The following is a 24,947-nucleotide window of genomic DNA, read 5'->3' on the forward strand; positions in this document are numbered from 1 at the left end:
CTTGAGGCGTTAGCGGCGCCAGCCACTGTCATCCCAAAACGGGCGGCGTGCTTCCCGCTGAACGGCTTCGCGGCTGATGCCAATGTCTTTTAACATATCGTCGCTCAAGTGGCGCAAGGCATCACGCTCACGACTAAGCTGGCGCCAGCGATTAAACCTAGCTCGCCATGTTACGCAGCATGGGTGCTGTTCAACTTGTTGATGTTGATCAATCTGCTGACGGCTATCGACCTGCTGGTTTTGTAGTAAGCATTCCATTTCAACCCCTCCTATCTGCGGTGCTTGCCTGCTTTATCGCCCTACTCATTTAGCGCGGTGATAAAGTGTTGGAACAAGTATTGAGCAGCACCTACAATCAATCCAACGAATACTCTTTATGCACTACATCAATAAGATTGATACCTATGGCGATGCTACCCACGATTGATCACGAACTGCTGCGTACCTTTGTTGCCATTGTTGACCAGGGCGGTTTTACCCGTGCTGCCCAAACGGTGAACCGCACGCAATCCGCCGTGAGTATGCAAATTAAGCGGCTGGAAGAGGACGTTATTCAGCGCCCGCTGTTTGTGCGTCAGAGCAAGCCGCTGCAACTGACCAGCGAAGGACATACGCTGCTGGGCTATGCGCGCAAAATTCTTTCGCTGCAGGGAGAGGCGCTAACGCTTCTACGCCAACCCGATATGGTGGGTCGTGTCCGCCTGGGTGTGCCGGATGATTATGTGATGCGCTTTCTGCCCGGCATTCTGAAAACCTTTTCCCAAGCTTGGCCGCTGGTGGATGTCGATGTGCACTGCGCACCCTCATCAGTGCTCTCCCAGCAGCCGCAGGGGAGCCTAGACCTGATTATTATGACGCGGGAGATAGGCGACGAAATTGGCACCATTTTAAGGCGTGAGGCTACCGTGTGGGTCTCGGCTGAGAGTCATTGCACACATTTACAGACGCCGGTGCCGCTTGCCCTATTTGAGGCACCCTGTTTTTGTCGCCGCCATGCCTGTAATGCGCTGGATCGCGCTAACCGGGCCTATCGCGTCGCTTACAGCAGCCCGAGCTTGGCGACGTTACAGGCGGTTGTGGGGGCGGGGTTGGCTGTGTCTGCCTGGATGCGCAGCTTAGTCACCGCCGATATGCAGATATTGGGTAAAAAAGAAGGATTTCCCGAATTACCCGAATCATCCATCGTTTTATTGCGCACCTCCCCAACCCAGTCACCGATTATTAGTAGCTTGGCCGAGCATATTGTTGAAGGGTTTAGGGTATAAGCTGCGTCGGTTTAAGAAACGTTAAGGGGAGGCACAAACCTGAGCGTAACTACATTGTTATACCAATGTAGTTCTGTAGACTCGGCTCATATTAAAATATATACCATTATAGTCCTGGGCAGAGAACTCCATGGTATTCAGTCCACGGCCAAATCAGTTTAAAATCCAGCTCGGTCAGCATATGTCCTTTTACATGCTCGAAAAAAACTTGGCCAACCCGTGCCAGAGAGTTTCTTCATCTCGCTAGTAAATCGCAATAGTTCACAGCCGACAAAGCGATGATTGCTATCTTCCACTCTTTGTCTAAAGAGCTTGAAAAGCGGGCTTAGTTTCATAGTCGCGAAGTACATCAAAACTTCACCAAAACTTCACCGGATGGATGGGGCAGTACCGCAGCAGCCCATGAAGAGCATTAAGCCCGCCTCATAAATAAGTTGGACTCAAAGGTGCTACGCGTCATGCATGCCTAACGCCCAACAAAAATCAGCCATTCGACTGATTTTTGTTAAATAAGTGGCTGACGATGATCGGGCCGGCCATCCGGAGGGCGGCTCCCCGCTGCTCTCCATGGGGAGACCCTTACTTTTCTTCCGCGCAAACAAAAAACCCAGCCGTGTGGCTGGGTTTTCTGCGGTATAGGTGCCTGACGATGACCTACTCTCGCATGGGGAGACCCCACACTACCATCGGCGCTAAGCGGTTTCACTGCTGAGTTCGGCAAGGGATCAGGTGGTTCACGCGTGCTATGGTCGTCAGGCGTAACTGGCGGTATATCATGCTGACTCGTTAATAACGAGATCGTTATTAACTCATTTGTGAGCGTCTTACTGCCTGCCGCCCTGGCAGTCTATTGCCTGGGCCACACGCTGCGTATCCGGCTTTCTGTTGATCTCTCAACCTTAACGTCATCATCACGACCAGACCCCTTGGGTGTTATAGGGTCAAGCCTCACGGGCCATTAGTACACGTTAGCTCAACGCCTTGCAGCGCTTCCACACCGTGCCTATCAACCAGCTGGTCTCGCTGGGCCCTTCAGGAGGCTCTAGGCCTCAGGGATGTCTCATCTTGAAGGGGGCTTCCCGCTTAGATGCTTTCAGCGGTTATCCCGTCCGACCATAGCTACCCGGCAATGCCACTGGCGTGACAACCGGAACACCAGAGGGTCGTCCACTCCGGTCCTCTCGTACTAGGAGCAGCCCTTCTCAAACATCCAACGCCCACGGCAGATAGGGACCGAACTGTCTCACGACGTTCTAAACCCAGCTCGCGTACCACTTTAAATGGCGAACAGCCATACCCTTGGGACCGACTTCAGCCCCAGGATGTGATGAGCCGACATCGAGGTGCCAAACACCGCCGTCGATGTGAACTCTTGGGCGGTATCAGCCTGTTATCCCCGGAGTACCTTTTATCCGTTGAGCGATGGCCCTTCCATACAGAACCACCGGATCACTAGAACCTGCTTTCGCACCTGCTCGACGTGTCTGTCTCGCAGTCAAGCACCCTTATGCTCTTGCACTCAATGCACGATGTCCGACCGTGCTGAGGGTACCTTCGTGCTCCTCCGTTACTCTTTAGGAGGAGACCGCCCCAGTCAAACTACCCACCACACACTGTCCTCGATCCGGATAACGGACCTGAGTGAGAACGCCAATGATGCCAGGCTGGTATTTCAAGGTTGGCTCCCTCCGAACTGGCGTCCAGAGTTCAAAGCCTCCCAGCTATCCTACACAGGCAACATCAGCGTCCAGTGTGAAGCTATAGTAAAGGTTCACGGGGTCTTTCCGTCTAGCCGCGGGTACACCGCATCTTCACGGCGATTTCAATTTCACTGAGTCTCGGGTGGAGACAGCGTGGCCATCATTACGCCATTCGTGCAGGTCGGAACTTACCCGACAAGGAATTTCGCTACCTTAGGACCGTTATAGTTACGGCCGCCGTTTACCGGGGCTTCAATCAAGAGCTTCGCGCCCTCTACAAGAGAGGGGCTAACACCATCATTTAACCTTCCGGCACCGGGCAGGCGTCACACCCTATACGTCCGCTTGCGCGTTAGCAGAGTGCTGTGTTTTTAATAAACAGTTGCAGCCACCTGGTATCTTCGACCGGTTCGGGCTTAGAGAGCAAGTCTCATCACCCTACGCCGGCGTGCCTTCTCCCGAAGTTACGGCACCATTTTGCCTAGTTCCTTCACCCGAGTTCTCTCAAGCGCCTTGGGATTCTCTCCCTGACCACCTGTGTCGGTTTGGGGTACGGTCGCACATGATCTGAAGCTTAGAGGCTTTTCCTGGAAGCGTGGCATCAGTGACTTCCTGACCGTGGTCAGTTCATCTCGTGTCTCGGCCTTAAGGGTCCGGATTTACCTAAACCCTCAGCCTACTCACTTTCACCAGGACAACCAACGCCTGGCTCACCTAGCCTTCTTCGTCCCCCCATCGCAACCATGTCCGGTACGGGAATATTGACCCGTTTCCCATCGACTACGCCTTTCGGCCTCGCCTTAGGGGCCGACTCACTCTGCTCCGATTAGCGTCGAACAGAAACCCTTGGTCTTCCGGCGAGGGTGTTTTTCACACCCTTTATCGTTACTCATGTCAGCATTCGCACTCGTGATACCTCCAGCAGACTTCTCAATCCACCTTCATTGGCGTACACGACGCTCCTCTACCGCGAATTCCTATCGAAATAGAAACTCACCCGTAGCTTCGGTACCTGGTTTAGCCCCGTTACATCTTCCGCGCAGGCCGACTCGACTAGTGAGCTATTACGCTTTCTTTAAAGGATGGCTGCTTCTAAGCCAACCTCCTAGCTGTCTGAGCCTTCCCACATCGTTTCCCACTTAACCAGGATTTCGGGACCTTAGCTGACGGTCTGGGTTGTTTCCCTTTTCACGACGGACGTTAGCACCCGCCGTGTGTCTCCCACGCGTTACTCACCGGTATTCGGAGTTTGCCTCGGGTTGGTAAGTCGGGATGACCCCCTAGCCGAAACAGTGCTCTACCCCCGGCGGTACTACGTGAGGCGCTACCTAAATAGCTTTCGAGGAGAACCAGCTATCTCCGAGCTTGATTAGCCTTTCACTCCGATCCACAAGTCATCCAAATCTTTTTCAACAGATCCTGGTTCGGGCCTCCAGTTGATGTTACTCAACCTTCACCCTGCTCATGGATAGATCGCTCGGTTTCGGGTCTATATCCAGCGACTGTGTCGCCCAGTTAAGACTCGGTTTCCCTACGGCTCCCCTATACGGTTAACCTCGCCACTGAATATAAGTCGCTGACCCATTATACAAAAGGTACGCCGTCACCCAACAAGTGGGCTCCGACTGCTTGTACGCACACGGTTTCAGGATCTATTTCACTCCCCTCTCCGGGGTTCTTTTCGCCTTTCCCTCACGGTACTGGTTCACTATCGGTCAGCCAGGAGTATTTAGCCTTGGAGGATGGTCCCCCCGTCTTCAGTCAAGGTTTCTCGTGCCCCGACCTACTCGATTTCACATGATCAGATTTTCGACTACGGGGCTATCACCCGCTACGGCCAGACTTCCCAATCTGTTCGCCTAATCAGTCACATGCTTAAGGGCTGGTCCCCGTTCGCTCGCCGCTACTAGGGGAATCTCGGTTGATTTCTTTTCCTCAGGGTACTTAGATGTTTCAGTTCCCCTGGTTCGCCTCGTACCCCTATGTATTCAGGGCACGATACTCATCTTATGATGAGTGGGTTTCCCCATTCAGAGATGTCCGGGTCACAGGTTGTTGCCACCTCACCGAACCTTATCGCAGGCTACCACGTCTTTCATCGCCTCTGGCTGCCTAGGCATCCACCGTGTGCGCTTCATTGCTTGACCCTATAACCCGAAGGAGTCTGGATGTCGCAATGATCACGTTTCATTTTGCCGGATACGCTGACGCGTATCACAATTTAAGACCACTTCTTGCGAAGTGTTCTTGTCAGCATGATATACATTGTTAAAGAGCAGCTGTTCAATGAACAGTGATAAGGCGGCGTATAATAAATACAACCACACAGCGACTTATCAATGGTCACGAAACATTCACAAACGGTATTGAGGTTAAAACAGGATAGTAAAGGAAATGGTGGAGCCAAGCGGGATCGAACCGCTGACCTCCTGCGTGCAAGGCAGGCGCTCTCCCAGCTGAGCTATGGCCCCAATACTAACATCACGCAAATTTGTGTAAGACTAGGCGCATTATTGCGACGCATAGCCTGCTATGCGAGTAATAATGCAACGACGTATTACGCAAATTTGGTGGGTCTGGGCAGACTTGAACTGCCGACCTCACCCTTATCAGGGGTGCGCTCTAACCAACTGAGCTACAGACCCGGTTATTCAGCCATTGCAGATCATTAGAAGCTGCGACAACCAAACTAACTACCGTTTGCTCTATATCTGATCAGGTAATTCATTGTGGACGCTTACCGACTGTGACGCATCGTTTAAGGAGGTGATCCAGCCGCAGGTTCCCCTACGGCTACCTTGTTACGACTTCACCCCAGTCATGAACCACACCGTGGTGATCGCCCTCTTGCGTTAGGCTAACCACTTCTGGTGCAGTCCACTCCCATGGTGTGACGGGCGGTGTGTACAAGGCCCGGGAACGTATTCACCGTGACATTCTGATTCACGATTACTAGCGATTCCGACTTCACGGAGTCGAGTTGCAGACTCCGATCCGGACTGAGACCGGCTTTAAGGGATTCGCTGACTCTCGCGAGCTCGCAGCCCTTTGTACCGGCCATTGTAGCACGTGTGTAGCCCTACCCGTAAGGGCCATGATGACTTGACGTCGTCCCCACCTTCCTCCGGTTTGTCACCGGCAGTCTCCTTAGAGTTCCCACCATTACGTGCTGGCAAATAAGGACAAGGGTTGCGCTCGTTACGGGACTTAACCCAACATTTCACAACACGAGCTGACGACAGCCATGCAGCACCTGTCTTACAGTTCCCGAAGGCACACCAGAATCTCTTCCGGCTTCTGTAGATGTCAAGGGTAGGTAAGGTTCTTCGCGTTGCATCGAATTAAACCACATGCTCCACCGCTTGTGCGGGCCCCCGTCAATTCATTTGAGTTTTAACCTTGCGGCCGTACTCCCCAGGCGGTCGACTTATCGCGTTAACTTCGCCACAAAGTGCTCTAGGCACCCAACGGCTGGTCGACATCGTTTACGGCGTGGACTACCAGGGTATCTAATCCTGTTTGCTACCCACGCTTTCGCACCTCAGTGTCAGTGTCAGTCCAGAAGGCCGCCTTCGCCACTGGTATTCCTCCCGATCTCTACGCATTTCACCGCTACACCGGGAATTCTACCTTCCTCTCCTGCACTCTAGCCTGACAGTTCCGGATGCCGTTCCCAGGTTGAGCCCGGGGCTTTCACAACCGGCTTATCAAGCCACCTACGCGCGCTTTACGCCCAGTAATTCCGATTAACGCTTGCACCCTCCGTATTACCGCGGCTGCTGGCACGGAGTTAGCCGGTGCTTCTTCTGCGAGTGATGTCTTTCCTAGTGGGTATTAACCACCAGGCGTTCTTCCTCGCTGAAAGTGCTTTACAACCCGAGGGCCTTCTTCACACACGCGGCATGGCTGGATCAGGGTTGCCCCCATTGTCCAATATCCCCCACTGCTGCCTCCCGTAGGAGTTCGGGCCGTGTCTCAGTCCCGATGTGGCTGATCATCCTCTCAGACCAGCTACGGATCGTTGCCTTGGTAAGCCATTACCTTACCAACTAGCTAATCCGACATAGGCTCATCCAATAGCGGGAGCCGAAGCCCCCTTTCTCCCGTAGGACGTATGCGGTATTAGCCTGGGTTTCCCCAGGTTATCCCCCACTATCGGGCAGATTCCTATGCATTACTCACCCGTCCGCCGCTCGTCAGCATCTAGCAAGCTAGATCTGTTACCGCTCGACTTGCATGTGTTAGGCCTGCCGCCAGCGTTCAATCTGAGCCATGATCAAACTCTTCAGTTTAAGATCTATGCGGTTCTTGCCTGTCACCGAAGCAACAGAAGCGAACCAAACTTGGCTCAAGGTTCAAACGAATTCATTCAAAACAGATCCCAAAGGACGAATCCTTTAACACCCTATTGCTTGAGTCGCTTGCCTTGATATTTGGTGACTTGTCACCAACATCAGCAAGCGCCCACATGAATTACCTGATCAAATTGTTAAAGAGCGGTTTCGCTGCTTGGTTACTGTGAAAGCAACCGGGCTACCGTTGAACTGGCTTGCCTCAGCGAGGAAGGCGTATTCTACGCAGTTCCTGGTGTTTGTCAATCGCTGTTTTTTAGCGAGTGAGGCGAACGCTACTATCTGCTCTAACCTCCTGACAAACCAAGGCTTTTACACCTTATGCACCGCTGGTAACGCTTGGCGTCCCCGGCAGCGGATGCGTACTTTACGGTTTCGCTGCCGGGTTGGCAAGGGCTGTTTTGAAATAACTGTCAAAAAAGTGGTGAAAAGTACTATCTACTCGTTTTAGCTTTACGCATTACGGCTAATACAGGCCCCGAAGCGACATAAGTACCAAACAGTAATAGCAGCATTACTGAAGGTTCAACCGAAATCATCACAAACGCCAACACAATGGCTAACAGCACAACAAAAGGCACTGGCTTTTTAAAATCAAGGTCCTTAAAGCTGTAATAACGGATGTTACTCACCATCAGTACGCCTGCTGCTGCCACGACTACCAACATCAATAGTTTGAAACCAAAAGCATCAGCGTCAAAGCTATGGAAGGTCCATACACACGCGGCTACCAGCGCTGCGGCAGAGGGGCTCGGCAAGCCGATAAACCATTTTTTATCCACACTGCCAATCTGTACATTGAAACGCGCTAGGCGAAGCGCGGCACAGGCAACATACAGAAAGGCGACTACCCAACCAGTTTTGCCGATGTCCTGCAGAATCCAGGTAAAAGCGACTAATGCAGGCGCCATCCCAAACGAGATCATATCCGCCAAGCTGTCGTATTCGGCCCCAAACTCACTTTGCGTATTGGTCATTCGCGCAACACGCCCATCCAAGCCATCCAGCACCATTGCAATAAAGATCGCGACGGCAGCTGAGGTAAACTCACCATTAATGCCAGCGACAACCGCAAAGAAGCCGGCAAAAAGCGCCGAAGTGGTAAATAAATTAGGGAGTAAATAGATACCACGGCGGCGAATCTTTTTGCCGTCTTCAACAGTCTCTTCAACCACTTCGGTTTCACGCAAGAAGGCGGTCGCCAAATCCTCGTTGCCAACTACTTCTGATTGATCAGTACTGTCTTGCTGTTCAGCCTTATCAGGCTGGCCTGGTTTTGTCTGATCTGAGCCTGAGTGCTCTTGATCGCGAGCGTCCTGTGTCATAGGTTTCATCCATTAAAAGTGAAGTCACGGGAACAGTAGTCGCTTTCATTCTACACGGTGAGTGCCACTCAGCCAGCCAATTGCTGCATTGATGCCCGGGGAACCTGCACCGAAGAGGGTTAACTAAAAAAGCGCCGCTCCGGGAAAGAAGCGACGCTTATGCTTACGTTTAAGTCTTTCTTTTAAGGGCTAGCTGCAAAGGCTGCGTACTTGCGTGCTTAGAGCGACAAAACCTTATCACCCCGGGCAATACCCGAAACCCCTGTACGGGCGACTTCAAGAATACCCACCGGTGCCATGGCCTGAAGGAAAGCATCTAGCTTGCCCGCATCGCCGGTAATCTGCACCGTGTAGAGGCTTGGCGTCACGTCGACGATCTGCGCACGGAAGATATCCACCGTACGTTTCACTTCATCACGCGCCGCACCAAGCGCCTTCACCTTCACCAACATCAATTCGCGTTCGATATGGTTACCTTCGGTGAGATCCACCAGTTTCACCACATCGATCAGCTTATTAAGATGCTTGGTGATCTGCTCTATCACCCGGTCATCGCCCACAGTAGTGACCGTTAAGCGCGACAGCGATGGGTCTTCAGTAGGGGCAACGTTCAACGTTTCGATGTTGAAGTTACGCTGAGAGAACAACCCGACTACACGTGACAGCGCACCCGGTTCGTTTTCTAACAGAATCGAGATGATATGACGCATCAGGTACGCTCCGTTTTAGACAGCAGCATGTCGCGCATGGCACCTAGCGGTACCTGCATCGGATAGACGTGCTCAAAGGGGTCGACCTTCACGTCAAGAAACACCAGCTCATGCTTATCAGCAAACGCACGCTCTAGCGCTGGCTCAAGCTCGTCAAGCGTATTGACGGTAATCGCGGTGAACCCATACGCCTCAATCAACATATGGAAGTCGGGCAGCGACTCCATATAAGAATGTGCGTGACGTGACTTATAGTTCAAATCCTGCCACTGACGCACCATGCCCAGCGATGCATTGTTAAGATTAACGATCTTAACGCCCACCCCATACTGCTTACAGGTAGAGAGCTCCTGCATCATCATCTGGAAGCTACCTTCACCGGTGACGCACACCACATCATCATCCGGGTAGTTCTGTTTAATACCCATCGCGGCGGGGAAACCAAAGCCCATGGTGCCCAAACCACCGGAGGTAATTAGTCGGTTGGGCTTGTCGAACTTGTAGTACTGCGCGGCAAACATCTGATGCTGACCGACATCGGTGGTCACATAGGCTTCGCCGCGTGTGACTCGACACAGCGCCTCAATCACTTCCTGAGGCTTGAGCGCTTCACCCGGCTTGGAGGGCTCATACAACTTGCCCTCGCGGTCGGCGCGCCAGCCGTCAATTTTTTCCCACCACTCCGTCAGCGCTTCGGGATGGGCAATTTTATGCCCCTGCACCAAACTGATCATCTCATTGATAACGCTGGAAGCCGGGCCCACGATCGGCACATCGGCACGCACCGTTTTAGAGATCGAGCTCGGATCAACATCCACATGAATGATCTTGGCAGTGGGGCAGAACTTCGACGTGCTATTGGTCACCCGGTCGTCAAAACGCGCGCCAATGGCAATGATCAGGTCGGCGTGGTGCATGGCCATATTGGATTCATAAGAGCCGTGCATACCCAGCCAGCCCAAACACTGTCGGTCACTTTGGGGATACGCGCCGATGCCCATCAGCGTAGTGGTAATCGGGTACCCCAGTTGCTTGACCAGATCAGTCAGGCCTTCGCTGGCTTTACCGGTGACCACACCGCCGCCGGTATAAAACACCGGGCGCTTGGCCTTCAGCATCATCTCGACGGCTTTTTTGATCTGACCGGTATGGCCACGCGTTACCGGGTTATACGAACGCAGTTTGACCTTTTTCGGGTAAACGTATTCGTAGCGCTCAGTGGGAGCCGTCATATCTTTAGGGATATCGACCACCACCGGGCCGGGGCGACCGGTCGAGGCTAGGTAAAACGCCTTTTTCAGCACTTCCGGGATTTCAGACGGGTGACGGATCGAGAAGCTATGCTTCACGATCGGGCGTGTCACACCGACGATATCGGTTTCCTGGAAGGCGTCTTCACCGATCAGATGGCTGGCCACTTGGCCACATAGCACCACCATGGGAATGGAATCCATGTAGGCGGTGGCAATGCCAGTGACGGCATTCGTGGCACCGGGGCCGGAAGTGACTAGCACGCAGCCCGCTTTGCCCGAGGCGCGGGCATAGCCATCGGCCGCGTGCGTCGCCGCTTGCTCGTGACGCACTAGGATGTGCTTCACTTTGTCCTGGCGGAAGAGTGCATCGTAAATATGCAGCGCTGCACCGCCGGGGTAACCATAAATGTATTCGATGCCCTCATCTTGCAAGAAGCGGGCGATCATATCTGCGCCGGAAAGCAGTTCCACTGTATTTCTCCCCTGGAGGTCTCGAGTGCGATCCGCAGGACATCCTGCGGTGTCGAGTGCGGCGGTATGCCGCTGCCGGCCCAAGCCGGCACCTGATGCCAAACCCTGGCAAATGGCCCTGTTAGGGCCTGCACTCTCATCGGGAATGCTGATTTATGCCAACATAAAGCAGTCATTCCCTTTCACGGCGGTTCGCCGTGTCGGGGCGTTGGCCAGGTTGAGCGGTTAGCCCAAGCCCGGAAGTCCTTCGGCGGGTAGAGGCCTTCGCCTACCCTTCGCGCGGGAATTAGGGGTTACCCGTGAGTCCGCGCCCGCAAATCAGGAACCGACAAGATTCCATTAGCGCCCTCAGCCTGTCAACCTCCGATCAGGCCAAACGCAACAAAGGTCGCAGGAAGCCATTAAAAAAGCCCCGCCAGCAACGCTAGCAGGGCTTTTTCCCTATTCAATTGCGCAAAAAGGCGTTGCCAATAATCAGCTGAACACCAGCTTGCCCTCTTCTGCGGTGATATGGATGGTATCACCAGGGGTAAATTTGCCCCCCAGCAGGTCTTGCGCCAGCGGGTTTTCAATACGGCTTTGAATCGCCCGTTTGAGTGGCCGCGCCCCATACACAGGGTCAAAACCGACTACCGCTAATTGCGCCATGGCTTCAGGGCTAACCTCAAGCTTCAGATCATGCTCGGCAAGACGTAGCTTCAAGCGTTCCAACTGGATACCGGCAATGGCTTGAATTTGCTCTTGGCCCAGGGCGTGGAACACCACCACTTCATCAATACGGTTAATGAGTTCAGGCCGGAAGTGGTTGCCCACCACCTCCATGACCATGTTTTTCATTACTTCATAGTCACTATCGTCACCGCCCATGCGCTGGATAATGTCCGAACCCATGTTAGAGGTCATCACGATCACGGTATTACGGAAATCCACCGTGCGACCCTGTCCGTCGGTTAAGCGGCCATCCTCCAACACCTGCAGCAGGATATTAAAGACATCCGGGTGGGCTTTCTCCACCTCATCCAGCAGCAGCACCGAGTAGGGCTTGCGTCGTACGGCCTCGGTTAAGTAGCCGCCCTCTTCGTAGCCTACGTAGCCAGGAGGCGCACCGATCAAGCGGGCCACGGAGTGCTTCTCCATAAACTCGGACATATCGATACGCACCATCGCCTCTTCGGTATCGAACAGGAAGTTGGCCAGCGACTTACACAACTCGGTTTTACCCACCCCGGTGGGGCCGAGGAACAGAAATGAGCCGTTGGGGCGGTTAGGATCGGAAAGTCCCGCTCGCGAGCGGCGCACCGCGTTGGCTACAGCCTCGACAGCTTCATCTTGTCCAATCACCCGCTGATGGAGTGCCTCTTCCATTCGCAGCAGTTTGTCCCGCTCCCCTTCCAGCATTTTGGAGACAGGGATGCCGGTCCAGCGGGAAACCACTTCCGCGATCTCCTCTTCTGTCACGTTGGAACGCAGCAGTTGGTGGCTAGAGGTATCCGCTTCTCCTTCGCCGCTTTCAGCAATTCTCTTCTCGAGTTCTGGAATCTTGCCATACTGAATTTCTGACATGCGGCCTAAGTCGCCCTGGCGGCGGGCCTGCTCCAGATCAAGCCGCGCTTGTTCCAAATCGGCCTTAAACTGCGCTGCCCCCTGAATACTGGCTTTTTCAGCTTTCCAAATTTCATCAAGATCAGCGTATTCGCGCTCTAACTCGTGAATCTGGGCGCTCAAAGCTTCCAAGCGTTTTTTACTCGCCTCATCGGTCTCTTTCTTAAGTGCTTCGCGCTCCATCTTGAGCTGAATCAAGCGGCGATCCAGACGATCCATCGACTCTGGCTTGGAATCCAGCTCCATACGGATACGCGATGCGGCTTCATCGATCAGATCGATGGCTTTGTCAGGCAACTGCCGATCGGTGATATAGCGCGTCGAGAGCTTGGCCGCGGCAATGATAGCGGAGTCGGTAATATCCACGCCGTGGTGAACTTCGTAACGCTCTTTCAGGCCGCGCAGAATCGCCACAGTGTCCTCTTCGGAAGGCTCATCTACCAACACCTTCTGGAAGCGACGTTCTAGAGCGGCGTCTTTCTCGATGTACTTACGATACTCATCCAGCGTGGTCGCCCCCACGCAGTGCAGCTCGCCGCGCGCAAGAGCCGGTTTGAGCATATTGCCTGCATCCATGGCGCCTTCGGCTTTACCGGCACCGACCATAGTGTGCAGCTCATCGATAAACAGAATTACCCGCCCCTCTTCCTGGGAGAGCTCCTTGAGCACGGCCTTCAAACGCTCCTCAAACTCGCCACGGAACTTGGCACCCGCCAACAGCGACCCCATATCCAGCGAGAGCACGCGCTTATCTTTGAGGCCTTCCGGCACTTCACCGTTAACGATGCGCTGGGCCAACCCTTCGACAATGGCGGTTTTACCCACACCCGGTTCACCGATTAATACCGGGTTGTTTTTAGTACGCCGCTGCAGCACTTGAATCGTACGGCGAATTTCGTCGTCGCGACCAATCACCGGATCCAGCTTGCCGTCCAGCGCACGCTGGGTAAGATCCATGGTGTATTTGTTCAACGCTTCACGCTGATCTTCGGCATTCGCATCGTCGACGGTAGCGCCGCCGCGTAGGCTATTGATAGCCGCTTCGAGGGATTTGCGATTAATACCTGCGTCTTTCAGCAGTTTGGTGAGAGCCGAATTCATCTCGAGCGCTGCCAGCAGCACTAGCTCACTGGCGATAAACTGATCGCCGCGCTTCTGCGCTTCGCGATCGGTTAAGTTAAAAAGCTTGATGAAATCCCGCGATGGCTGCACTTCGCCGTCGAACTGCCCCACTTTGGGCAAATTATCCAATTGCTGCATCAGTCCATCGCGCAGGCGCGAGGGATTGCCCTCGGCTTTTTCAATCAGGGCCTTAATACCGGTATCTTTGGTGTCGAGCAGGGCCAGCAGCAAATGCGCTGGGTCTAGCTGATTATGACCGCGACCAACGGCCAGCGACTGCGCTTCGGCAATCGCGCTTTGGAGCTTGGCGGTAAATTTATCAAAACGCATGGAATTCCTCCTGGGGGTGCCGTGCGCTTGGACGCACCGCGTAACCCGATAACGTGTCATTAGGCGTACTAATCACGATTAGCTTGACAAGTTAAATGGCGTCAGTTCCATGCTTTTCAAGAGGTGTGTGAATAAACCACTGGTTTAATTGATCCAGATCACACTGGCCATGCGGCCGGTTTTACCGCCATCGCGACGGTAGGAGTAGAACCGCGACTCGCAGGCAGTACAGAAGTGGCCACCACTTATATTGTTTACGCCGAGTGCTTCCAAACGAAACCGCGCCAACCGGTACAAGTCGGCCATGTAATGACCCAGCCGGTAGGGACTATGATCAAAAGCGTCGGCGATGTCAGGATGCACTGCCACAAAGGCACCATAGACCTCCGGGCCAACCTCAAACTGAGCGTTGGAAATCGCGGGGCCCAACCACACAAGGATGTCCTCGGGATCGGTATTCATTGCCGCAATCGTCGCCTCCAGCACGCCACCTGCCAAACCACGCCACCCCGCATGGGCAACGGCGACCTGGGTTCCAGCGCGATTACACAGCATGACCGGCAGGCAGTCGGCTGTCAGTACCACACAGGCGTACTCATTAGACGTCGCAATGGCAGCATCCGCATCGGCGGCGTTAGGTTCAAAAACCTGCTGAACGCGGGCACCGTGGGTCTGGTTAAGCCACAGTAGCGGTCGCTCATCCCCGATCTCTTTTTGCAACAGCCGGCGACACAGTGCGACATGGTCGGGGTTATCGCCAACATGAGCAGCTGTGTTAAAAGCGGCGAAATATCCCTGACTAGGCCCTGATTCACGGGTGGTCACAAAGGCTCGTACATTGGCCGGCGCTGGCCAGTCAGGCATTAAAAGCGTCGGCCTTAAATTAATGGCATCGCTCATCTCATCGTCTCATTATCTTCGCGCAGGTAATCCAACAACATTAGCAAATCATCAGGAAGATCGACCTGAAAAGTAACGGTTTCGCCATTGACCGGATGTTTGAAAATCAACTTCCGAGCATGTAGCGCCTGACGCGGAAACTCGCGCAAGATCTCTTTCAATGGCTCCGCAGCGCCTGGCGGCAGCTTGGCACGGCCGCCATACATGGGATCACCAATCAATGGGTAACGGGCATGGGCCATGTGCACACGAATTTGATGGGTGCGCCCTGTTTCCAGTTTACAGCGTACATGGGTATGGGCACGGAACCGTTCAACCACGCGAAAATGCGTAATCGCAGGTTTGCCCGATGTCGTTACCGCTTGGCGCTTACGGTCTTTCGGATGACGGCCAATAGGCGCATCAATGGTACTGCCAGAGACCGGCTTACCAATCACCACCGCATCGTACTGGCGCGACACGCTGCGTGCCTGCAACTGATCCACCAGCACAGTTTGAGCGGGCAGCGTTTTCGCCACCATCATCAAGCCGGTGGTATCTTTATCCAGGCGGTGAACGATACCCGCGCGTGGCACTTCAGCAAGCGCCGGGTGATGGTAAAGCAAGGCATTGAGCAGCGTGCCATCCGGGTTGCCTGCAGCAGGGTGAACGACCATACCCGCCGCTTTATTAATGACGATTACCGCGTCGTCTTCATACACGATATCCAGCGCGATATCCTGCGCCTCAAAGCGCGTATCGTCTTCGATGGTGGCCTGCAGTGCCAACACTTCATCACCGTGCAGCTTGGCTTTCGGCTTGGCTTGCATGCCATCCACGGTTAATTCACCGGCATTAATCCACGCTTTTAAGCGTTCACGTGAGTAATTGCTGAACAACTCCGCCGCCGCTTGGTCTAATCGCGCACCGGCCAGTGTAGCGGGCACACGCTGCGTGTCTTCAACTATTCGAGACATGAAAAACCTCTTTAAAGCGCGAAAAAAACCCCAGCAAGGCGAAAAATCAGCCTCAGCATGGAAAAATCGATATTGACGGCACCTGACGAAACGTCGCTAAGCCTGCGTTTTATGTCGAGGTGTTTTATAGTGGGCGGACTGCGACCTATTCTACCATTTCTACTTATGGCCATCGCCGCTTTTTGGTGATTGAGGCTTGTTTGCAACGAGGATGAAGATGCGCGTTTTTTCAGCTGCCAACCGCTTTGGTGCTCTAGCCCTAAGCCTTGCCCTTTTAGCGGGCTGTGCGAGTAACAACACCAGTGAAGAAGAGGAAGATGAATTTGCTGGGGTGCAGGAGCGCGAGCTCTATGAATTGGCCCGCACGGCCTTAGACAGCAACCGCTACCCGATCGCGATAGAGCGTTTAGAAGCGCTTGATACACGCTATCCTTTTGGCGCCCATGCTGAGCAGGCACAGCTTGAGCTGATCTATGCCTACTATGAAAATAGCAATTGGGAAGAAGCCCGGGCAGCGGCTAGCCGCTTTATTCGCCTTCACCCCGACCACCCCCAGGTTGACTACGCCTACTACCTTCGTGGCCTCTCGGCGTGGCAAGCAGGACGTTTCAGCTTAGAGCGCCTGCGCCTAATTGATATCTCCAAGCGCGATTTGGGCGCCTCGCGGGATGCCTACAATGATTTCCGTGAGCTGATCCAGCGTTACCCACAGAGTGAATATGCGCCGGATGCCCAGCAGCGCATCGTCTATCTACGTGAGCTAATGGCCCGCCATGAACTACATGTCGCCGATTATTACCTGCGCCGCGGGGCCTATTTGGCAGCGGTTGAACGCGGCCGCTGGGTCGTCGAAAACTATCCTGAATCAAGCGCCACCCGGGATGCCCTAGCCACCATGGTAGAAGGCTATCAAGGCTTGGACATGGATGATCGCGCCAATGAGGTGTTAGCTGTACTGCGCGAAAACGCGCCTGGCCACGAACAGCTGCAGGGCAGCCGTTTTGTCCCCAAGCATTTAGGCCAAGATGATTAAGCCTATGAACATGCTGCAACAATAAAAGCGGTACACATCCGCAAAAAAACCACGCTTCGGCGTGGTTTTTTTGTGTTTGCTTTAGCGCTAGGCCCGGCTTATGCGCCGGGCTGCCAGCCATTAACAATCGGGTAGCGGCGGTCCCGGCCAAAACCGCGTGGCGTCACCCGCACGCCAATCGGGGCTTGACGGCGCTTATACTCGCAGCGGTCAACGAGCTTAACCACTTTATAAACGTCTTCCTCGTCAAAACCAGCGGCAATAATTGCCTCAGCGCTCATATCGCCTTCAATGTAGCTGACTAAGATCGCGTCGAGCACATCGTAATCGGGCAAGGAGTCGCTATCCTGTTGATCAGGCGCCAGCTCGGCACTGGGTGGCCGCTCGATCACCCGCTCAGGAATGGCAGGTGATTGCGTGTTGCGCCAGCGGGCAAGGCGATAAACCCAGGTTTTATACACATCCTTAATAGCGTTATAGCCGCCCACCATATCGCCATACAGCGTGGCATACCCCACCGCCATTTCGCTCTTGTTGCCGGTGGTCAGTACCATCAAGCCTTTCTTATTGGAAATCGCCATTAGCAGCACACCGCGGCAGCGCGACTGCAGGTTTTCCTCGGTAGTATCGCGTTGCGTACCGGCAAAGCTTTCAGCAAGCGTCCCCATAAAGGCGTCGACCATGGGTTCAATCGGCATGATCTCGTAGTGCACGCCGAGCATATTGGCCTGCTCTGCAGCGTCCTGCTTGGAAATATCCGCCGTGTAGTGGTACGGCATCATCACCGCCTGCACCCGTTGAGGGCCCAGTGCGTCAACCGCAATCGCCAGCGAAAGCGCGGAATCAATGCCGCCGGAAAGCCCCAGCACCACGCCCTCAAAACCGCTCTTGTTGACGTAATCGCGCAACCCGGTCACGAGCGCACAGTAAAGGCTCTCTTCCGGCTCTACCTCAGGGTCAATCTCTCCGGCTTGGGGTTCCCAGACCGTCGCGCTGGTTTGCAAAAACTGAACCGGCATCAGGCCCGCCTGCCAATACGGCGCCAGCACTTGCAGCTCACCGCTGGCGTTAACGCAGCAAGAGCCGCCATCAAAGACCAGTTCATCTTGGCCACCGATGGTGTTCACATACACAATTGGAAGCTGCGTATCCCGGGCGTGCTCCTCCAACAGGCGCAGCCGTTCCGCGGGCTTGTCCTGGTGATAGGGAGAGGCGTGCAAGGAGACCAGCACCTCAGCGCCCGCTTGCGCGGCGGCCTTAACCGGCGCGCCATCCCAAAGGTCTTCGCAGATCACGATGCCCAGTTTGGCGCCTTTATGCTCATACACCAGCGTCTCAGTGCCGGGCTTGAAATAGCGCTGCTCATCGAACACCTGGTAGTTAGGCAGCGCCTGCTTGGCGTACTCGGCTTCCCACTGGCCGTTGTAAAGTAGGCCCGCCAAATTGTAACAGTGGCCTTCCCGCACGCCGGGATAGCCGATGATCACCAACACATCACTGGCGACCTTCGATGCCATTAGCGCGCGAGCTTCACGCAGACGGGTTTCCATTGAGGGGCGCAGCAGCAAATCTTCCGGCGGGTAACCCGACAAAAAAAGCTCTGGAAAGACAACAATATCCGCCCCATGCTCAATCCGCGCTTCGCGCACTGCTTCAATCGCGCGTGCGGCATTGCCGGGAATATCCCCGACCAGAGGATCGAGTTGGGCCATTACCAGCGTTAAGTCTTGCATGGGCGTCAAAATCTCTTGAGAATCTTTGAAATAGGGTTACACCGTCATCGTCGTATTGTCCCGCAAGGGCCGCCAACTGGCAAAGGCCATGCGTCAATCCCAAGCCTAGTTCCCTCATTCGGGAGACAAAATAAGGATGAACCTCTTGATCATTCGGCTGATTATCTTCGCCGTTGTATTTTATGCCGGTTTAAAGCTCTACGGCATCTACCGACAACGTAAGCTTGAGCATGAAGCACAGCATAAACAAGTCAATCGCCATGAAGGCGGTAAAATGGTGCGCTGTCGCTGGTGTGAGGTGCACGTACCCGAAGATGAAGCGCTGCGCGACCACGAGCAGTGGTTCTGCTCCAGCGCCCATCGTGACCGCTTTTTGCAAGAGCAGCAGGATAAAGACGGCGCGCCTTAAACCTGGATAAGCCGCTCGGGCGTAGGCTGGTAAGGCGCGGGGTCGATCAATGGCTCGCGCCCAAGCAGTTGATCTGCCAATAAATGGGTCGAGGCAGGCGCCAATACCAAGCCATTACGATAGTGCCCCGCATTGATGTATACGTTAGGCCATTCTTGAAGGGCGCCGATAAAAGGAATGCCCGCTGGCGAACCAGGGCGAAGCCCGGCCCATTGATGCGCTACCGGGCAGGTTGCCAAGGCAGGCAGAATGGCTTCGGCGCTGTGTTTTAGCGATGCCAGGGCTGCCGCGTCGGTGGTCTTATCAAATCCAGCTTCCTCTAATGTAGAACCGACCAACAGCAACCCGTCTGCACGCGGAATAATATAACGCCCATCTTTTAACACCACACGCTGCACTAACCCTTTGGGTGCCTGGTAAGCGATCATCTGCCCCTTTACCGGCCTTACCGGCAGTTGCACATTCAGCTGCGCCAATAGTTGAGCAGCCCAGGCACCGCCGCACACCACAATGCGCCCAGCGATTAACGGCCCTTGTGAGCTAACCACGCCCTCCACCTGGCCCTCCTTTTGGATAAAGCCACTGACCTCGCACTGCTCTCTCAGCGTTACCTGCGGCATCGCCGTTAGCCGCGCCTTCAACGCTTTGGCTAAGCGCGGGTTACGCACACTGCCCAAGGTCGGCATCCATAGCGCACTGTCGCCCGCCATTGCCACGCCAGGCTCTTTATCGCGGACGAAATCTGCCCCTACCCGCTCTAGCGGTTTGCCCAGCTGTCGAGCCCAGCACAGAGCACTATCGGCGTCATCTACGTTCAGGTAGAGCAGCCCTCTTTGGCGATACTCAGGATCAATGCCTGTCTCTTCCAGCAAGCGTAAAGCCAACGAGGGGTAAACCCCTTCTGACCAGCGGGATAGTTGCGATATCGCAGCATCGTATCGCCATGGATAAAGCGGTGAGACGATACCGCCACCGGCCCACGACGCCTCTTTACCGCACTCGCCGCGATCAACCAGCGTGACCTGCTGACCCGCATCGGCTAACTGTAGCGCCGTCATCATGCCGATCACGCCGCCACCAATAATTAAGAAATCGCTCACAACATTGTCCGTTTTGGCTTACATAAAAAATAGTGACTATCGCCTAGGATGATTAAACCACCAACTGATCATGGCCGTTGACACCGGGCCCTGAGCATAGCGCGGGCAATAACAAGGTCAAGTAAGGAGAGGCGATGAACGATGGCCATAACGGCGCGCGCACGCTACCTGAAAGCGGGTTTACGTTGCTTGAGCTAATGATCACGCTGCTATTAGTCGGCATTATGGCTGCCTGGGGGCTGCCTAATTTTCAAGCATTGGGTGAGCGAACCGCGCAGACCAGCGAAGTCAATCGATTACAAAGCGCGTTTTCATTAGCGCGCAATACGGCCATCAGCCAGCGTCGCCAGATCACGCTTTGTCCGGCGGCTGAGGACCGCAAGGCATGCAGTAGTGAATGGAGCGGTGAGCTTATGATCGTAAAGGGGGATCAAACAGATAACATTCAAGCCGACGATATTTTGCGCGTTATGCCTGCCGAGCGAGGCACACAAGTAACTTACAGCCGGGGCTGGTCGCGCATTCGCTACAGCTCATTGGGCTATACCAGCGGTTACAACGGCAGTTTTGCTATCTGTTCAGGCAACGGTGCCGAAGAATCGCAGGGGAAAAAGCTAGTGCTGAGCCAGTTAGGGCGCCTGAGAATCGATGAAGCGCCTATCGATTGCTAGGCGCTTCAGAGCAGAGTGCAACGTTACCCGGCAATGCCGTCTAAATAACGCTCGGCATCCAGCGCCGCCATGCAGCCGCTACCCGCCGAGGTGATCGCTTGGCGATAAATGTGATCCATTACATCGCCGCAGGCAAACACGCCGGGCACGCTGGTGGCGGTGGCATTACCTTCAAGGCCTGCGTTCACTTTAATATAACCACCGTTCATGGCTAACTGACCTTCAAAAATACCGGTGTTGGGGCTATGTCCAATGGCGATAAACAAACCAGGCGCATGGATCTCTTTGCTGGCACCATCTTTAGTGGACTTAACTCGCACCCCAGTAACGCCCGAGTTATCGCCGAGTACTTCCTCGACTTCCTGGAACCACTCAAGGACGATCTTGCCGGCGGCGGCTTTCTCAAGCAGTTTATCCTGCAGAATCTTTTCTGCCCGCAGCGTATCCCGGCGGTGTACCAACGTTACTTTGGAAGCGATGTTAGAGAGATAGAGCGCTTCTTCCACGGCGGTATTACCACCACCGACGACAATGACTTCCTGATTGCGATAGAAAAAGCCATCGCAGGTCGCACAGGCAGAAACCCCTTGACCCATAAACTGCTGCTCGGTGGGCAAACCCAGATAACGGGCACTGGCGCCGGTGGCGACAATGAGCGCATCGCAGGTATAAATGCCGCTGTCGCCTTTCAACGTAAAGGGTTTTTCGCCTAAGCTGACCTCATTGACATGATCAAACAGCACTTCGGTATTAAAGCGTTCAGCGTGCTGTTTCATGCGCTCCATCAACTCAGGGCCTTGAACACCTTGCGCATCGCCCGGCCAGTTATCGACATCCGTTGTGGTGGTCAATTGTCCACCCGCCTGGATACCGGTGATCAGCAATGGCTTCAAGTTTGCCCGTGCGGCATACACAGCGGCCGTATAGCCGGCCGGGCCGGATCCAAGAATAATCAAACGCTCATGACGAGTTTCCATGACACCACCTTGTAAAGATCTGACTGATAGCTTTATTGATAGCTGGGTAAAAGCTTTATAAAAAATTAGCCACAGAGTCTGCCTGAAATGGTGCCAAGTACAAGCTATTGCAAGGTTTCATCTACGCTATTAGGCGAAGAAACCTTGAAAGAGGCGATGCAAACACCCATGTGTTATTACTAAATCACGCCATACTGGGGTAAGCCATACTAGGGTAATCAATACGACAGGAAGATCGTGACCGTCACGCTGAGGGCAACACTCAGCAATCAGAGGAGAGACACATGAGCAAGACACCCGATACGCTAAGTACCTTAGAGGTAGGCAGTAAAACATACCACTATTACAGCCTACCCAAAGCGGCAGAGGCACTGGGCAGCATTGACCGGCTACCCAAGACGCTCAAAATCCTACTCGAAAATCAGCTGCGCTTCGGCGATGACGAAAGTGTGGCTGAAGAAGACATGCAAGCCCTGGTCGACTGGCAGGCCGAAGGTAAATCCAGCCGTGAAATAGGCTACCGGCCGGCACGTGTCTTAATGCAAGATTTCACCGGCGTCCCTGGCGTGGTGGATTTAGCCTCCATGCGTGCTGCTGTCGAAAGCCTTGGCGAAGACCCAGCCAAGATCAATCCGCTTTCTCCCGTCGACCTGGTCATTGACCACTCGGTCATGGTCGATAAATTTGGTAACCCCGCCGCGTTCCAAGAGAACGTGGATATCGAAATGCAGCGCAACCGCGAGCGCTATGAGTTTCTGCGTTGGGGTCAGCAGGCATTTGACAACTTTAGCGTAGTACCGCCTGGCACCGGCATTTGCCACCAGGTGAATCTGGAATATTTAGGCAGAGCGGTATGGACCAAAGACGAAGACGGTAAGACCTTCGCCTACCCGGACACGCTCGTGGGCACCGACTCACACACCACGATGATCAACGGCCTGGGCGTACTCGGCTGGGGTGTAGGCGGTATTGAAGCCGAAGCGGCCATGCTCGGGCAGCCGGTGTCGATGCTGATACCCGAAGTCATTGGTTTTAAATTGACCGGCAAGCTACGCGAAGGCATTACCGCCACTGACCTAGTACTCACAGTTACCGAAATGCTGCGCAAAAAAGGCGTGGTAGGTAAGTTTGTTGAGTTCTACGGCGACGGCTTGAAAGACCTGCCGCTGGCGGATCGCGCGACGATTGCCAATATGGCACCTGAATATGGTGCTACCTGCGGTTTCTTCCCGGTCGATGAAGAGACGCTGAACTATATGCGCCTCACCGGCCGTGAAGATGAGCAAGTCGCGCTGGTGGAAGCCTATAGCAAAGCCCAGGGCCTCTGGCGCGAACCCAGCGATGAGCCAATCTTCACCGATGCGCTGGAACTGGACATGACCGAGGTGGAAGCCAGCCTTGCTGGCCCCAAACGCCCGCAAGACCGGGTTGCACTGCAGGATATGGCGACAGCCTTTGGCAAGTTCATGGAGGAAGACCACAAAGCGGACCCCACCGCCAAAGGAAAACTCTCCTCAGAAGGCGGCCAAACCGCGGTCGGTGTCGAGCGTAGTTTTGAACACGACACTAGCCGGGCCGTTAAGCTTAATGACCAGGACTTCAGCCTCGACCCAGGTGCGGTGGTGATCGCCGCCATTACATCGTGCACTAACACGTCCAACCCCAGCGTGATGATGGCAGCGGGCTTGCTGGCACGTAAAGCCCGCGAAAAAGGCCTGACGACACAGCCTTGGGTGAAAACATCACTGGCTCCCGGTTCCAAAGTCGTCACCGATTATTTGGAAGCCGCTGGGTTAAACGATGACCTGGATGCACTGGGTTTTAACCTGGTCGGCTACGGCTGCACTACCTGTATCGGTAATTCCGGCCCACTACCTGACGAGATTGAGCAAGCCATTAACGATGGCGATCTTGCCGTCGCCTCGGTGCTGTCTGGCAACCGGAACTTCGAAGGCCGCGTTCACCCGCTGGTCAAAACCAACTGGCTGGCCTCACCACCCCTGGTGGTCGCCTACGCCCTGGCCGGGAACGTTCAGCGTGACCTGACTAAGGAACCCATTGGCAAAGACAGCAGCGGCGAGCCGGTCTATCTAAAAGATATTTGGCCCACGCAGGCAGAAATCGCCAGCGCCGTTGAGAAGGTCAATACAGCGATGTTCCGTAAAGAGTACGGCGCGGTGTTTGAGGGTGATGAGGTCTGGAAAGCGATCGACGTTTCAGAGAGCAAGGTCTATCAGTGGCCCGAATCTACCTACATTCAGCACCCGCCCTTCTTTGAAGGCATGGGCCGTGAGCCGGATGCCATCGAAGATGTGCACGGCGCCCGCGTGCTGGCGATGCTGGGTGACTCGGTCACCACTGACCATATCTCCCCAGCGGGCGCCATCAAGCCCGACAGCCCGGCTGGCCGCTACTTGCAAGAGCATGGTGTCAAACCGGTCGACTTCAACTCCTACGGTTCGCGCCGGGGTAACCACGAAGTCATGATGCGCGGCACCTTCGCCAACGTGCGGATCAAAAACGAGATGCTCGATGGCGTTGTCGGTGGTGAAACCCGCCACGTACCCAGCGGCGAACAGATGGCCATTTACGACGCGGCCATGAAGTACAAAGAGGAAGGCAAGCCGCTGGTCGTGATCGCCGGTAAAGAGTACGGCACCGGCTCCTCACGGGACTGGGCAGCCAAAGGCACACGCTTGCTGGGCGTTCGCGCGGTGATCGCCGAATCCTTTGAGCGTATCCACCGCTCCAACCTGATCGGCATGGGCGTTGTACCGCTTCAGTTTGCCGAAGGCGAAAGCCGCCAAACGTTAGGATTAACGGGCGATGAAGAAATTTCGATTGCCGGTTTAAGCGATTTGACGCCAGGTGGCACCGTCAAAGTCGTGATCAAAAATGCTGACGGTGAACGTAGCGTTGATGCCAAGTGCCGAATTGACACGGTAAACGAGCTGGCTTACTACCGCCACGGTGGTATCCTTCACTACGTGCTGCGCAAGATGATTGGCGCAGCCTAAGGGTAAAACCTACCAATGCTT

Annotated in this window: 15 protein-coding genes, 2 tRNA genes and 3 rRNA genes; 5 read left to right on the forward strand and 15 right to left on the reverse strand. The window is 54.5% G+C overall.

Features of this window, described 5'->3' with window-relative positions; all coding sequences use genetic code 11:
• Positions 1-9: 9 nt before the first annotated feature.
• Positions 10-258, reverse strand: coding sequence for a DUF1127 domain-containing protein (locus tag ACXUPB_RS17525; protein ID WP_472953680.1), 249 nt, complete (start codon positions 256-258; stop codon positions 10-12).
• Positions 259-404: 146 nt separating this feature from the next.
• Between ACXUPB_RS17525 and ACXUPB_RS17530 the strand changes: the two genes are divergently transcribed.
• Positions 405-1,265 carry a LysR substrate-binding domain-containing protein gene (locus ACXUPB_RS17530; RefSeq protein ID WP_472953682.1) on the forward strand — a complete coding sequence of 287 codons (861 nt, stop codon included), beginning with the start codon at positions 405-407 and terminating at the stop codon, positions 1,263-1,265.
• A gap of 641 nt (positions 1,266-1,906) precedes the next feature.
• On the opposite strand, the gene rrf is transcribed toward ACXUPB_RS17530, so the two are convergent.
• The 11 genes from rrf to rluD all read right to left on the reverse strand — a co-directional run bounded on the left by rrf (position 1,907) and on the right by rluD (position 15,986).
• Positions 1,907-2,022, reverse strand: a 5S ribosomal RNA gene (gene rrf, locus ACXUPB_RS17535).
• 180 nt (positions 2,023-2,202) lie between these two features.
• Positions 2,203-5,112 (reverse strand): 23S ribosomal RNA (locus ACXUPB_RS17540).
• A gap of 248 nt (positions 5,113-5,360) precedes the next feature.
• Positions 5,361-5,436 (reverse strand) — tRNA-Ala (locus tag ACXUPB_RS17545).
• Positions 5,437-5,533: 97 nt separating this feature from the next.
• A tRNA-Ile gene (locus tag ACXUPB_RS17550) sits at positions 5,534-5,610 on the reverse strand.
• Between the two features lie 114 nt (positions 5,611-5,724).
• A 16S ribosomal RNA gene (locus ACXUPB_RS17555) occupies positions 5,725-7,257 on the reverse strand.
• Together the 16S, 23S and 5S rRNA genes with 2 tRNA genes alongside form the textbook arrangement of a ribosomal RNA operon.
• Positions 7,258-7,751: 494 nt before the next feature.
• Positions 7,752-8,651 (reverse strand): CDP-diacylglycerol--serine O-phosphatidyltransferase, encoded by a 900-nt coding sequence (gene pssA, locus ACXUPB_RS17560; RefSeq protein ID WP_442905818.1) that lies wholly within the window; start codon positions 8,649-8,651, stop codon positions 7,752-7,754.
• A 209-nt stretch (positions 8,652-8,860) separates the two neighbouring features.
• On the reverse strand, positions 8,861-9,352 hold the full coding sequence (gene ilvN, locus ACXUPB_RS17565) for an acetolactate synthase small subunit (RefSeq protein WP_007113940.1): 492 nt from the start codon (positions 9,350-9,352) through the stop codon (positions 8,861-8,863).
• Positions 9,352-11,076, reverse strand: a complete 1,725-nt coding sequence (locus ACXUPB_RS17570; protein WP_035562860.1) for an acetolactate synthase 3 large subunit — start codon at positions 11,074-11,076, stop codon at positions 9,352-9,354. Before ACXUPB_RS17570 ends, ilvN begins: the two co-directional genes overlap by 1 nt.
• Before the next feature lie 474 nt (positions 11,077-11,550).
• On the reverse strand, positions 11,551-14,130 hold the full coding sequence (clpB, locus tag ACXUPB_RS17575) for an ATP-dependent chaperone ClpB (protein WP_035562856.1): 2,580 nt from the start codon (positions 14,128-14,130) through the stop codon (positions 11,551-11,553).
• 144 nt (positions 14,131-14,274) lie between these two features.
• Positions 14,275-15,030 carry a peptidoglycan editing factor PgeF gene (pgeF, locus tag ACXUPB_RS17580; protein WP_035562854.1) on the reverse strand — a complete coding sequence of 252 codons (756 nt, stop codon included), beginning with the start codon at positions 15,028-15,030 and terminating at the stop codon, positions 14,275-14,277.
• Positions 15,027-15,986, reverse strand: coding sequence for a 23S rRNA pseudouridine(1911/1915/1917) synthase RluD (rluD, locus tag ACXUPB_RS17585; RefSeq protein WP_472953687.1), 960 nt, complete (start codon positions 15,984-15,986; stop codon positions 15,027-15,029). Before rluD ends, pgeF begins: the two co-directional genes overlap by 4 nt.
• 217 nt (positions 15,987-16,203) lie before the next feature.
• On the opposite strand from rluD, the gene ACXUPB_RS17590 reads away from it, so the two are divergent.
• Positions 16,204-17,019: an outer membrane protein assembly factor BamD gene (locus tag ACXUPB_RS17590; RefSeq protein WP_472953689.1), complete on the forward strand. Its 816-nt coding sequence runs from the start codon at positions 16,204-16,206 to the stop codon at positions 17,017-17,019.
• A 98-nt stretch (positions 17,020-17,117) separates the two neighbouring features.
• On the opposite strand, the gene ACXUPB_RS17595 is transcribed toward ACXUPB_RS17590, so the two are convergent.
• Positions 17,118-18,752, reverse strand: a complete 1,635-nt coding sequence (locus ACXUPB_RS17595) for an NAD+ synthase (RefSeq protein ID WP_335598364.1) — start codon at positions 18,750-18,752, stop codon at positions 17,118-17,120.
• A gap of 136 nt (positions 18,753-18,888) precedes the next feature.
• Here ACXUPB_RS17595 and ACXUPB_RS17600 point away from each other — a divergent pair, with 136 nt between their 5' ends.
• On the forward strand, positions 18,889-19,161 hold the full coding sequence (locus ACXUPB_RS17600) for a PP0621 family protein (RefSeq protein ID WP_008959223.1): 273 nt from the start codon (positions 18,889-18,891) through the stop codon (positions 19,159-19,161).
• On the opposite strand, the gene thiO is transcribed toward ACXUPB_RS17600, so the two are convergent.
• Positions 19,158-20,261: a glycine oxidase ThiO gene (gene thiO / locus ACXUPB_RS17605; protein WP_335598365.1), complete on the reverse strand. Its 1,104-nt coding sequence runs from the start codon at positions 20,259-20,261 to the stop codon at positions 19,158-19,160. The genes ACXUPB_RS17600 and thiO overlap by 4 nt on opposite strands.
• A 134-nt stretch (positions 20,262-20,395) precedes the next feature.
• Here thiO and ACXUPB_RS17610 point away from each other — a divergent pair, with 134 nt between their 5' ends.
• Complete coding sequence (locus tag ACXUPB_RS17610) at positions 20,396-20,932, forward strand: GspH/FimT family pseudopilin (protein ID WP_179917341.1); 537 nt, start codon at positions 20,396-20,398, stop codon at positions 20,930-20,932.
• 23 nt (positions 20,933-20,955) lie between these two features.
• Here ACXUPB_RS17610 and trxB read toward each other — a convergent pair whose 3' ends face one another.
• Entirely contained in the window at positions 20,956-21,909 is a 954-nt protein-coding gene (gene trxB, locus ACXUPB_RS17615; protein ID WP_179917342.1) for a thioredoxin-disulfide reductase, read from the reverse strand.
• Between the two features lie 284 nt (positions 21,910-22,193).
• Here trxB and acnA point away from each other — a divergent pair, with 284 nt between their 5' ends.
• Positions 22,194-24,926, forward strand: coding sequence for an aconitate hydratase AcnA (acnA, locus tag ACXUPB_RS17620; protein WP_179917343.1), 2,733 nt, complete (start codon positions 22,194-22,196; stop codon positions 24,924-24,926).
• Positions 24,927-24,947: the final 21 nt, after the last annotated feature.

The organism is Vreelandella sp. DA03-1M (genome assembly GCF_055725665.1).